9 protein-coding genes are annotated in these 11,786 nt (G+C 69.6%); 4 read left to right on the forward strand and 5 right to left on the reverse strand.

Annotated features, from left to right (window positions below; translation table 11 throughout):
- Positions 1 to 18: 18 nt before the first annotated feature.
- Both GTZ93_RS24660 and GTZ93_RS24665 read right to left on the reverse strand, forming a co-directional pair.
- Positions 19 to 579, reverse strand: coding sequence for a hypothetical protein (locus GTZ93_RS24660; RefSeq protein ID WP_120580832.1), 561 nt, complete (start codon positions 577 to 579; stop codon positions 19 to 21).
- Positions 580 to 720: 141 nt separating this feature from the next.
- Entirely contained in the window at positions 721 to 1,005 is a 285-nt protein-coding gene (locus GTZ93_RS24665; protein ID WP_121753674.1) for a hypothetical protein, read from the reverse strand.
- Between the two features lie 280 nt (positions 1,006 to 1,285).
- On the opposite strand from GTZ93_RS24665, the gene GTZ93_RS24670 reads away from it, so the two are divergent.
- From GTZ93_RS24670 to GTZ93_RS24680, 3 genes are all read left to right on the forward strand, one after another.
- Entirely contained in the window at positions 1,286 to 1,852 is a 567-nt protein-coding gene (locus tag GTZ93_RS24670; protein WP_139919372.1) for a hypothetical protein, read from the forward strand.
- A gap of 129 nt (positions 1,853 to 1,981) precedes the next feature.
- Positions 1,982 to 3,307, forward strand: a complete 1,326-nt coding sequence (locus GTZ93_RS24675; protein WP_139919371.1) for a flavin monoamine oxidase family protein — start codon at positions 1,982 to 1,984, stop codon at positions 3,305 to 3,307.
- An 85-nt stretch (positions 3,308 to 3,392) separates the two neighbouring features.
- The gene (locus tag GTZ93_RS24680; protein ID WP_139919370.1) at positions 3,393 to 4,793 is read left to right on the forward strand and encodes a hypothetical protein; all 1,401 of its coding nucleotides are present in this window, start codon (positions 3,393 to 3,395) and stop codon (positions 4,791 to 4,793) included.
- Here GTZ93_RS24680 and GTZ93_RS24685 read toward each other — a convergent pair.
- Positions 4,783 to 5,871, reverse strand: coding sequence for an EAL domain-containing protein (locus tag GTZ93_RS24685; RefSeq protein WP_121753671.1), 1,089 nt, complete (start codon positions 5,869 to 5,871; stop codon positions 4,783 to 4,785). The two genes, GTZ93_RS24680 and GTZ93_RS24685, sit on opposite strands and share 11 nt — an antisense overlap.
- Positions 5,872 to 5,886: 15 nt before the next feature.
- The gene (locus GTZ93_RS24690; protein ID WP_161663032.1) at positions 5,887 to 7,338 is read right to left on the reverse strand and encodes an LVIVD repeat-containing protein; all 1,452 of its coding nucleotides are present in this window, start codon (positions 7,336 to 7,338) and stop codon (positions 5,887 to 5,889) included.
- A 183-nt stretch (positions 7,339 to 7,521) separates the two neighbouring features.
- Between GTZ93_RS24690 and GTZ93_RS24695 the strand changes: the two genes are divergently transcribed.
- A complete protein-coding gene (locus GTZ93_RS24695) occupies positions 7,522 to 11,109 on the forward strand; it encodes a PD40 domain-containing protein (RefSeq protein WP_139919368.1) in 3,588 nt (1,195 codons plus the stop codon).
- A 45-nt stretch (positions 11,110 to 11,154) separates the two neighbouring features.
- Here GTZ93_RS24695 and GTZ93_RS24700 read toward each other — a convergent pair whose 3' ends face one another.
- A complete protein-coding gene (locus GTZ93_RS24700) occupies positions 11,155 to 11,628 on the reverse strand; it encodes a hypothetical protein (protein WP_257979258.1) in 474 nt (157 codons plus the stop codon).
- Between the last annotated feature and the right edge of the window lie 158 nt (positions 11,629 to 11,786).

The raw sequence follows: 11,786 nt of genomic DNA on the forward strand, positions 1-11,786 counted from the left end.
TTCCGCTGTCCGTGAAGACTAGCGGATGTTGCCGATGGAGTTCTTGGTCGTATCGTGCCGCGACTTCATCACGTTGGAAACAGCCGTGAAGAGCTGCGACTCGTGCTGCATGGCGGACTGCATGTTCAGCAGCTTGACGTTGTCGTCCATCATGGACTTGAGCGAGCCGTTGGTGTTGAGCTGGTCGCCCACGCTGCCGCCCGAGCTGGTGCCAACGCTGGTGCCCAGCGAGGTGGAGCCGCCCGTGGAGGGCAGGCCCGAGCCGCCGACGCCCGGCAGGTTGGTGGAGGGCACCGCGCCGGAGCCGGTGTTCATCACGCCCACGTACGGGCCGCCCTGCATGCCGGAGCCGGAGGCGCCGGAGAAGGTCTGCGCGGAGGAGACGGCCGCGGAGACGATGCCCGCGCCGGGAACGAAGCCCGCCACCGCGCCCACGCCCGCGCCCACGGCGCCGACGGTGCTGTTCAGACCGTTCTGAACGCGCGCACCGAAGCTCGTGTTCGGCGTCTGCCGAGCCGTGGTCATCTGGGTGTTCATGCGCAGGTTCGGACCCATCATGCCGCTGTCGATCTTGCTCATTTCAGCCTCCGCGCTGGTGCCAGCGTTGATTCAAAAGGGGAGCCGGGGATCATCCCGTGGCTCTTTCAAAGGATTATCGGGAGAGTCAGCCGCCGGTTGCCTGCTGGTGACAAGAAATCGTCCGGGCTCCCGAAAAGCCCGTTATTTCCGGCCCTTGGACTGCTTCGACTCGGCGACGAGCTTCTCGCGGACGTCCACGAGCATGCCGAGCAGCTCCTCGGACCGCGCGATCGCAGCCTGGGCCTTCTTGCCGATCTCCGCGCGCGGGCCCTTGAGGTCGGCGAGCCCCTGCTTGACGGGCGCGAAGAGCGCCTGGACGTCGCTGGCTGAGGCCTTCTCGATGAAGGTCTCGACGGCGGGGTAGGACGGGACAGGCAGTTCCTGGGGCTGGGGCTGCGGCGCGGAGGGCCTGGCGGGCGGGGGCATCGAGGTCACGGTCTCCTGGCAGGGGCAGCCGTGCGGCCAGCCTCCGCTCTTTCCCCAGCACGCTAGGTGAATCCGGAATCGGCTTCAAGCACCCCACCCGGCGGCTGGAGCGCCGGTTGTCGGTTCCGGGCCACGCCCCACGGGCCGGAGAGCGAACGGGCACGCACGCGGTCTTCCCCCTCCGGCCTGTCTCCCGCGCCCACCACCCCTAGCTTTTTCCCAGCGGGGGGCCCCGTGGGTGCCGCCCCGTCCCACTCACACATCATCCGGGAGAGATTCCATGAAGAAGCTCATTGGGGTTTTCGCGTCCGTGGCGCTGCTGGGTTCGGGTGTGGCCTTTGCCCAGGACAGCACGACGCAGCAGGGTTCGCAGCAGCCGTCGACGTCGTCCGGCAGCATGCAGGGCTCCTCCGGGAGCTCGGGCGCCATGGGCGGCTCGGGCTCGTCGAGCATGACAGGCTCGAACGAGCTGACGGGCAAGGTCGTCAAGAGCGAGAGCAAGAAGGTCTACGTCAGCAGCACCAGCGGCGCGGTGGTGCCCCTGGATATCGACAGCAAGACGCAGTTCACCGACCCGAGCATGAAGAACGCCAAGAGCCTGAAGGAGGGCCAGGAGATCCGCGCCAGCTTCCAGGTGAAGGACGAGAAGAACATGGCGACCAGCATCTCGCCGAGCTCGGGCACGGGCGGCTCGGGCTCCGACCCGATGGCGCCGGACTCGTCCATCAACGAGGGCTCGGGCGGCTCGGGCATGGATGACAAGAACCAGGGCACCGGCAACGACTCCACGATGAACCCGGACACGGGCTCCAACACGGGTTCCAGCAGCTCGCCGAAGACCTACTAGCAGCGCCACTCCCCTCCCCTGTTCCTCTCCCTCCTGGGAGGGGAACCCCGGCTCGCGGCCCCCGTCCGTCGGTGGGCCGCGGTCGTCTTTCCATGATGGGCGCTTCCGCGCCGCAGAAGCAGGAGCGGCATGGATCACAAGGCGGATGTCGTCATCCTGGGGGCCGGTGCCGCGGGGCTCGCCGCGGCTGAACGATTGATGAGCCAGGGCCTGCGGGTCATCGTGCTGGAAGCCCGAGACCGCGTGGGCGGCCGCGTGGCGACGCTCCGGGACACGGTGGCGGACGTGCCCCTGGAGCTGGGCGCCGAGTTCGTCCATGGCAGGCCCGCTGGATTGCTGAGGCGTATCCACCGGGCGGGGCTGACGGTAAGCCCTTGCAACGACACGCATGCGCTCCTGTGGCGTGGGAAGCTGGGTGACGGGGACGACGCCTTCGCGTTCCAGGAGCCCCTGATGTCCGCGCAGGGACCGGACCGTCCCATGGCGGCGTGGGTGGCGGAGCAGGCGCGCATCCACCGGTGGCCACCCGTCGTGTGCGCGATGGCGCGCTCGTACGTCCGGGGCTTCTACGCGGCGGATCCGGGCGTCGCGAGCACGCTCGCCATCTCGCGGATGGAGCGGACCGCTGACGCAGCCGGGGGCACGACGCCGTCGCGCGTGCTGGAGGGGTATGACCGCGTGCCGCACGCGATGGCCGAGGAGCTGTTCGCGAAGCCGGACACGCTGTTCCTCAACGCCGTGGCCGAGGAGGTGCGCTGGAGACCGGGCTCGGTCCTCGTGCAGGCCCGGACGCGGCAGGGCACTCCGCTCGGGACGTTCCAGGGGAAGCACGCGGTGGTGACGCTTCCCGTGGGTGTGTTGCAGGCGAAGCCGCCCGCTCCGGGGGCCGTGCGCTTCGTGCCTCGCGTGCGTGAGCAGGAGCGCGCCTGGAACCGGTTGGCGATGGGCTCCCTGGTGAAGGTCCTGCTGCGCTTCCGCACGGCGTTCTGGCGGGAGCAGGAGGACACCTCGCGCTTTGGCTTCTTCCACGCGCCCGCCTCCGCGTTCTCCACGTGGTGGACGCTGTCGCCCCATCGACGCACGCGGCACCTGGTGGGCTGGAGTGGAGGCCCTACCGCCGCCTTGCTGTCCCGCTCGAGCGAGAAGGTGGTGCTGGGACGCGCACTCCAGGGGCTGTCCCTGCTCTTCCATCTCCCCGTGCGGGAGCTGCACGCGCGGCTGGAAGCGTGGCGCGTACAGGACTGGCAGGCGGAGCCGTACACGCGCGGGGGCTACGCGGTCATTCCCTCGGGCGCGATGGACGCCGTCGAGACACTCGCGAGGCCCGTGGGGCGGACGCTCTTCTTCGCTGGCGAGGCCACGCACGTGGGCGGAGATGAAGGCACCGTGCATGGCGCGCTCGAGACGGGACGGCGTGCGGCGGACGAGCTGTTGGCCCGGCGCTCGAAGGCTTGAGCCCTTTCCGCCCTCCTGGCGGAGGAGCGGGCGGAGGGGCGCTGGCGGTGATGTGGATGCGTTCGCGCGTGGACACCTTCAAGGCATGCGCCTCTGGATCGCCATCGTCGCGGGATTGAGCATGGGTCAGGCGTACGACCCGGAGCCGTTGCCTCCAGAGGATCCGTCCGTGAGGGACCCCGCCGCCGCGGCCCTACAGGATGCCTATGAGCAGGCCAATGAGGACCGGAACGGTGCGCGGCCTCCGCAGGGCTATGTCATCCAGGCCCCGTCGGATCCGACCGAAGGCAGCTATTACTCGCTGACGCCCCTGATGTCCGATGGCAACCCGCCGGTCACTTCGGGCGATGTCGCGGTCCAGCAGTCCCAGACGTATGTGCCGCCGCCCGTCCCCACGGTCTTCGAGCAGGAGCCCGCGTCGAATGAGGCGACGGAGGCGGCGCAGCCCCAGACGGGCACGGGAGGCGCTGGAGCCGCGGGGAGCACGACGGAACAGCCCACCACGGGTTCAGGGGCGGCGGGGACGACTCCGACCACGGATGGGAACACCTCGGGGCAGCCCGCCACGGGCTCGGGTGCCGCGGGGACTGCGCCAACGTCCGGTCCCACTGAGGGGAATGCCCCTGGCTTCGGCGGCGCCTACGACACGGGTGCGACCTCCTCGGCCCCTCAGAGCAACGTCGCTCCGGAAGGCACGAGCGAGGCACCGCTGGATACGTCAAGCGTGACGGTGCAGGAGCCGGGGACCGCGACGGGCGGCGCGGGTGCTGCCGGCACGACGGGGACCGGATCCGCCACGCCGCCCGCGACGGGTGGGGCGGGCACGGCGGGAACTGGCGCCGCCGCTCCGTCTGACACGACCGCACCGGCCCAGACGCCCTCGGATCAGACGACGCAGGCTCCCCAGGGGGTACAGGGGCAAACCCAGACGCCGGTTCAAACAACGCCAGCGCCTCAGGGCGCGCAGGGGCAGGCCCAGACGCAGCAGGCCGCCGCTGCCAATGAGGAAGTGACGCGTCTGCGCCAGCGCATCGCGGACCTGGAGCAGGAGATGGAAGCTCGCGACACGCGCGCCACCGAGCGCACCCAGTCCGTGCAGACCCAGGTGGACACGCATGAGCAGCGCGCCTACGAGGCCGAGCGTGCCCGGCAGCAACGGCTGGCGCGGATCCAATCCGGCGGCCAGTGGATGCTCGCGGCGGATCAGGCGCTGGAGCAGGGCGAGATGAACGTGGACAACGCCCTGAACATCGCCGACGAGGATTTCTCCGTCGTTCGTCAGAGCGCCGCGGCCTTCGGGCAGGGTGGCGTCGTGGTCCAGGCCGAACGCATCCGCGCGCAGATCGCCTACGCCCGGGATGCAGCCAACCGCCGGGACAGCTACGCCGCGCGCATCGCACTGCAGAGCGCGGGCGATGACCTGCGGCTGGCGCGCGCCGCGAGCCTGGAGCGCTCGGGCACGTCCAACTCGCTGCTCAATCCGTGATGCGCGGGGTGGTGCTCGCCGGCGCGCCCGCGGGCTTCGCGATGAGATAGCCCTGCACGAAGTCCACCCCGTGCCGGCGCACCCAGGACAGCTCCTCGGGCGTCTCGATGCCCTCGGCCACCGTCTGGATGCCGAGCTGCCGGGCGATCTCCAGCAGCTTCTGCACGATGGACGCCTTGTAGGGGTCCGCGTGGACGCCCCGCACCAGCTCCATGTCCAGCTTCATGAACTCCGGCCGGAGCTGGTGGATGAGGTTCAGCGACGAGTAGCCCGCGCCCAGATCGTCCAGCGCCACCTTGAAGCCCGCCGCCCGATAGAAATCCACGATGGCGCGCAGGTGCGCCGCGTTCGCGGCCCGGTCGGATTCGATGATCTCGAAGACGACGTGCGACTCTGGGATGCCCGACTCGCGGATGGCCGCCACCGTGGAGCGCAGGCAGTAGGCCGGATCGTAGATGGCCGTGGGCGTGAAGTTGATGAACAGGTGCGTGCTCAGCTGGTGCCGCACCGCCTCGCGGATGGCCGTAGTCCGCGCGGCCAGGTCCAGCTGGAACAACAGGTCCGCCTCGCGCGCCGTGTCGAACAGCCGGTTCGGGGGCACCAGCGCCCCGTCGCGGTCGCGGCCTCGCAACAGCGCCTCGTGCGCGAAGACGCGCGAGGTGTCCTGCGCGTGCACGATGGGCTGGAAGAACGTGGTGAGCCGAGACTCCGCCAGCATGTCCACCAGCCACCCGGACTGATGCAGCGTGGTGAGCCGCTGCAGTGAGTCCACGCGCGGGAAGTCCGCCATGCCGGGCTCGCCGTCGCCCTCGACGAAGAGGGCGCGCGTGCCCCGCACCTCCTCCGCCGTCAGCACGTTGGGGAGGCTCGCGGAGAGCTTCCGCAGGCCGCCCTGCCCCATCCCCACCACGACACACTGAACGTCGGTGCGCAGCTGGAAGGTGTCCCCCGAATCACGCAGGTGCGCCACCAGCTTGCCCAGGCTGTGGCCCAGCGGCGGCCACAGGAAGAGACGCCCCGGTACGTCCGGCGTCTCGGGCAGGGTCTGGCAGCGTCCACATCCGTTCAACGGGGTCATGACACAGCCTTGGCGTCACGGGGTGTGGCGGAAGATGAGCAGCCCGCGCGTCGTGTCCCACCCATACACCAGCCCGTCCGCGACATGAACGCCCTGCAGGCCGTCGAAGTAGCTCTTGCCACGGCCCGCGTCGGTCTCGTTCCAGGTGTTGAAGTACCCGGCGGCCTTCGGCGTCCCCAGCGTGGACACGTCGTACACCCGCAGGCCGTCCTGGTAGTTGGCCACGTAGAGCGTGGTGCCCGACAGGGTCATGCCGCCCAGCGTCGCCTCGAGCCGCAGCGGCAACTCACCGCGCTGCACGATGGCCTCCGGGTTCGTGGCGTCCAGCGCCAGGATGGAGGAGCCCCACGCGTCCGAGCCCTGGTAGACGACCGCGGTGTCCCCCAGCTTGCCCACCGCCAGGGCGCTGGTGGAGGGCCCGCCGAAGCGGCCCAGGATCTTGGGCAACTTCGCCGTCGTCGCCAGGGGCGCGAGGTCCGTCACCGTGATGCCGTAGCTCCAGTTGCTCACGTACAGGCGGTTGTCCTGCACCGCCAGGGCGTAGGGGTACTCGCTCAGGTCGGGCGAGGAGCCCTCCACCGTGTAGCGCACCACGAGGGTCGGCGCGGACGGCTGGGTCACGTCCAGGATGATGATGTCCGACTTGGGCAGGGGCGACGCCACGTAGAGCAGGTTGCCGTCCTTCGCCAGGCCGTCCACGCGCACCGTCAGGTCCCCCAGCACCGTCTTGTCGCAGGTGGGGACCTCCGGGTTGGCGAGGCTGCAGATGCGGATGCCCTTCGCGTAGGTGCCCAGGTAGAGCGTCGTGCCGTTGATGAGCGCGTTGGTGAACGTCTCCGAGGGAATCTTCTGCTCGGACACCAGCGTCGGGTTCGCGGGATCCTTCACGTTGTAGACGAACAGGCCCTCGCTGCCCGCGATGACGTAGGCGTAGCCGTCCGCGACCGCCACGCCGTTGGCGGCGCCGCGGGGCAGCACGCCCTGGCCCAACAACGCCACGCGGTCGGACTCGGCCTCGCCCTCGCGACGCACGACGCGCCTGGCGGTGAAGGTGCCCTGGCTCACCGTCGCGCCGTTGCCGCACACGCGCACCACCCCCAGCACCTCGCCCGGCCCGGAGGCCTTGCAGCCGGCGAACGCGTAGCGCACCGTCGAGCCGGCCGTGCTGCCCGCCACGTCGCTGGCCAGGAAGAAGGTGTCCGGAGTGACTTGCTTCGTCGTCATCGCCAGGCCGACGAGGAGCGGCTCCCCGGGCGAGAACCGGATGGACGAAGGGCCCGAGTAGCCGTCATTCAGGTCGACGTTGACGTTCCACACGCCTTCCGCCTGAACGGCACCCAACGTCGACCTGTCACAACCGGTCAGGTCGATGGCTTCAAGCTGACACTCAGCCTTGTTATCGGAACTGTCCTTGCCACAACCGAAGGCGAGGAGCGCGGTAGCGGCGACGAGAGAGAGACGATTCATTCCCTCCTCCATACCGGGCCATCCCGACCGCCGCCAAGTCCCACGGCGTGCATAGAGGGAGAAGCGCCGGGACGTCCACCGCAACGCAAAGAAACAAAAGGACCGCTTGTGCGTTTCCGGTGGGAGAGGGAGCCTTCCGCCAGGCCCCTGATAGCCTGTCTCCTCGCCGTACCGAGGTGCTTTTTGAACCCCCGTCCGCACGTCATCGCCGTGCTGCTGGCCCTGCTCCTGCCGGAGCTCGCGCTGGCCCAGGTCTTCGTCGTTCCCCGCCGCGCGGGGAAGACGCCCGTGAACAGCTTCGAGTTCGAGTGGCGGCATATCGACATCCTCGTGGGCCCCGCCGCCACCGGCCTGGCGAAGCCCGCGGACCACACCGCGCATGAGAATCCTCCCGGCACGCAGGGCGGCGCCAATCCGCAGGCGCCCACCACGTCGCCCCAGACGGGCGACCCGCAGTCTCCGCCGGGCGGCCCGGAGGTCACCCCTTCCGGCAACGTGACCATGGCACCGCCGGGTGATCGGATGCCCCCGACCGATGGCATCGCTCTCGACATGGGCGCGTCCGACGCCGGCATCCCTCCGACCGTCACGGGCCTTCCCGACGGCGGCATCCCGCCCCCGGGCGTGGTGGCGCTGGTGGACGGCGGCACGGTGGGCGACGCGGGCACGCTCGCGGGCGTCACCAGCGAGGACGGCGGCGCGGTGTTCTCCGGCGCGCCGCTGATGCTGGGAGGCGGCACGGACGGCGGCTTCAAGTACACCTACGCGAAGGACCTGGGCGCGAAGACGGGCGGCGTGCGCTTCTACTTCTACGAGCGCGAGCGCGAAGTGGCCGAGCGGGCCGCGCCCATCGTCGAGGAGGCGTACCGGTACCTGGTGGATCAGTTCAAGTACGTCCCCACGGAGACGTTCCCGTACATCCTCTACAGCAGCTACGCGGAGTTCCTGCAGACGAACGTGTTCGCGGTCTCCGAGGGCACGCTGGGCGTCACCTCCACGGAGGACCTGAAGCTGTCCCTGCCGTACCTGGGCGACCACCATCTCTTCGAGGAGGTCAGCACGCACGAACTGGCGCACCAGTTCACCATCCAGAAGGTGCGCACCGTGGCCGAGCAGGCCAAGACGTTCGGCGACCCGCTGGGCGGCTACCCGCTGTGGTTCATCGAAGGTCTGGCGGAGTTCTACGCCAAGCGCGGCCTGGACCCCGAAGCCGAGATGATGGTGCGGGACCTGCTGGTGAACCCGGACCTGATGAAGGGCTATGCCTTCCTCGACTTCTTCTCCCCCGGGCCGTACGGCTACCTGTGGATCTACAAGGTCGGTCAGGCGCGCGTGGCGTTCCTGGAGGACGAGTACGGCGCGGGCATCACCCAGCGGCTCCTGGAGGAGGCACCCCGGCTGGTGGGCGGCTCGCGCGATTCCCCGTCGCTCAAGTTCGAGGAGTTGCTGGAGCGGCTGACGGGGGATGATCCCAAGCGCATCTCCGCGCGGTTCGAGAACTGGCTCAAGCGCCGGGCGTTCAAGACGTACCTGGACTCGTCGCAGACGGCGCCCGCGCTGGACTCGATTGGAGAGACGCCGGGAATCGTGACGGCGATGGCCAGCGGTCCGGACGGCAACGTGCTGGCGCTGCGCACCATCATTCCGGAGACGGGCGAGAGCCGGCTGTACCTCACGGATCCGCGCACGCCGGGCAAGACGGTGAAGGTGGCGGGCGACGGCGTGCCGGGCGTGGAGTCCCTGCACCCGGTGTCCGGCCGCAACTTCGCGCTGACCAAGGACAAGCTCGCGTTCGTGGCGGAGCGCACCGGACGCGACGTGCTGTACGTGCAGGACTACGTGCACACCTCCGAGAAGCGGGCCACGGACGTGCTGGTGCGCCGGTCGGCGGTGCGCACGGGCATTGGCACGGAGGTGGGCCTCAACGTGACGCTGGAGACGGGCGACCGGCGCGCGTACCGCGTCGACAAGCAGGGCGTGCTGGCCATCTACTCGCCGGCCTTCTCTCCGGACGGCCGCTACGTCGCGTTCATCGGCATCAACGACACGGGCCTGCGCGACGTGTACCTGGTGGACCTCACGCAGGGCGAGGACGCGAAGATCCGCAAGCTCACCGACGACGTCTTCGCCGAGCGCCAGGTCACCTGGGGCCCGTCCGGCATCATCTACACGTCCGACGCGACGTCGCACCGCAAGTACAACCTCTTCCGCATCAAGCCGGACGCGCCGGTGGGACAGTCCGAGCGCCTCACCAGCGAGGACCGCGACGAGGCGGATCCGCTGGCGCTGCCGGACGGCCGCGTGTTCTTCGTGGCCTTCAACAAGAGCAGCTCCGACCTGCACGAGCGGCTGGCGGATGGCCGCATCGTGCGCCGCACCGACCTGACGACGGGTGTCTTCGAGCCGGGCCCCGGCCCCGACGGTGGCCTGTGGATGCTCTTCCACATGAGCGGTGAGCGGAAGCCGTCCCTGCTGCGTCCGCCGCGCATGCTGTCGCTGGAGAGCCCGAAGGAGCCGGTGGCGGATCCGCCCTCCCCCATGGCGCTCAAGCCGCTCACCGACGCGCAGGCCTACAGGCCCTTCACCCGGGAGAACATCGAGCTGGGGCCCATCTTCGGCTTCGCGGGCGCGGGCGGCGGCGGCTTCGTGGGCCAGGTGTTCGCGTCCGCGTCCGACCGGCTTCGCGACCACCAGATGGTCCTGACGCTGGCGGTGTACGGCTCCTTCGAGTTGACGGACGGCCTGCTGCTCTACGTCAACGACGAGAAGCGCACGACGTGGGGCGCCGGTCTGTTCCAGTCACTGCGCTTCCGCGTGGACAAGACGTTCGACAACCTGCCGCCGGAGCAGCGGCCGTTCTTCGTGTCGTCGGAGCGTTACTTCGGCGCGTTGGGCAGCCTGCGCTACCCGCTCAGCACCTTCTTCTACGTCCAGGGCGACCTGAGCATCGGCGGCACGAAGTACTTCCTGGATGACTACAACGAGTTCTACCTGGCGTTCCCAGAGCGCAACGTGTCGAACATGGAGCTCTTGTCCGCGTGGCGCGCGGACAACCAGCACATCCGTTTCCAGACGGAGCTCAGCGGGCGCGTCGGCTACGACAGCATCAAGTACCACTACGCGACGGGGCCGCTCGCGGGCAGCTCCGTGCTGCTGGAGGCCACCGCCGGCGTGCAGCCCTTCGACGGGCAGGCGTACGGCAACCTGCGCCTGGACGCGGAGCGGTACTTCCCCATCTACGGCCGCACCAACTTCTTCGCGCGCCTGGGCGCGGGCACCACGGCGGGCGGCCGCTACGCGCGCTCCTACTACCTGTCCAGCTTCGACACCCTGCGCGGCGTGAACTTCGGCGACGAGCGGTGGCTCCTGGGCCAGCACTTCGTCTACTCCACGCTGGAGGCGCAGCTGCCCCTCAACGACATCATCCGGGTGGCCTTCCTGAGCGACCTGGAGGCCATCGCCGCGGTGGACATGGGCGGCGTGGGCGACGGCGCGAGGGACCTCTGGGACCACCGCGTGCTCAACGCCGTCGTCGGCTTCAACCTGTCGCTGGGGCCCCTGCTGCTGCGCCTGCACTTCGCGAAGCCCTTCGACATCAACGCCGCCGCGGGCATGCCCGACGAGGGCTGGGTGACGAACTTCTCCATCGGCGTCGCCGGCCTCAACGGCTTCTTCGACACCAGGGGCGACCGCAAGCCCGGCTCCTCCACGCCGGGCCCTGCGCTGATGCCGGCACTGGGCGGCGGCTACACCACGCCCATGGTGCACTGAGGTCAGGGGCGCGCTTCCCACTTCGCGGGGAAGCGCGCTCCCGTGTCAGGACTGCGCGGCGACGAGGGCGGCGTTGGCGCGAGCCAGTGGCCCCCCGTCGTTGGGGATGCGCTCGAAGTCCCCGCGCAGGGCCTTGATGGCGAACTTCTCCAAATCAATCTCCCGGCGGGTGCGGACGCCCAGCCCCCGCACCAGCACGGAGAGGGGCCCGAAGCCGGTGAGGCCATGCTGGAGGAGCAAGGCCAGGGTGAGTCCGCCGAGCACTCGCCAGCCCCGGCCGGACCTGCGGCCCAGCAGCAGGCCGCCGAGCGCCAGCACGGGAACGCCCACGACCAGGGTGCGGTGCACGTCCCATTCGTGCTCCAGCTTTTCGAGGTACCGGCTCATCTCCGAGCGGTCCCCCTGCTCCGCCATGTAGCGGACACACGACTCCACATGGGCGTCGATGCGCCGGTTCATCGTGGAAGGCGCGTGGGCGCGCACGGCATCGGTCGAGGTCTGGTTCCAGGACTCCATCATCGCTCCCTTGACGGACTTGGGCCGTCCTCCAGCCTGCTCTCAGGAAAGCTAGTTCCGGCGGTCGTGTCCGTGCACAGCGTGGCGTTCCGTGGCCTTTGCCCGGCTGCTCGCCCCAGGGGGCGATGACGCCTGCCTCCCCTGTTCTGGAGGGCAGGCGG

The organism is Corallococcus exiguus (assembly GCF_009909105.1).
GTDB lineage: Bacteria > Myxococcota > Myxococcia > Myxococcales > Myxococcaceae > Corallococcus > Corallococcus exiguus.

Excerpts from the sequence above, each read along its gene's own strand:
- GTZ93_RS24660 (WP_120580832.1), bottom strand. The coding sequence starts at position 579 with ATGAGCAAGATCGACAGCGGCATGATGGGTCCGAACCTGCGCATGAAC.
- GTZ93_RS24665 (WP_121753674.1), bottom strand. The coding sequence starts at position 1,005 with ATGCCCCCGCCCGCCAGGCCCTCCGCGCCGCAGCCCCAGCCCCAGGAA.
- GTZ93_RS24670 (WP_139919372.1), top strand. The coding sequence starts at position 1,286 with ATGAAGAAGCTCATTGGGGTTTTCGCGTCCGTGGCGCTGCTGGGTTCG.
- GTZ93_RS24675 (WP_139919371.1), top strand. The coding sequence starts at position 1,982 with ATGGATCACAAGGCGGATGTCGTCATCCTGGGGGCCGGTGCCGCGGGG.
- GTZ93_RS24680 (WP_139919370.1), top strand. The coding sequence starts at position 3,393 with ATGCGCCTCTGGATCGCCATCGTCGCGGGATTGAGCATGGGTCAGGCG.
- GTZ93_RS24685 (WP_121753671.1), bottom strand. The coding sequence starts at position 5,871 with ATGACCCCGTTGAACGGATGTGGACGCTGCCAGACCCTGCCCGAGACG.
- GTZ93_RS24690 (WP_161663032.1), bottom strand. The coding sequence starts at position 7,338 with ATGAATCGTCTCTCTCTCGTCGCCGCTACCGCGCTCCTCGCCTTCGGT.
- GTZ93_RS24700 (WP_257979258.1), bottom strand. The coding sequence starts at position 11,628 with ATGATGGAGTCCTGGAACCAGACCTCGACCGATGCCGTGCGCGCCCAC.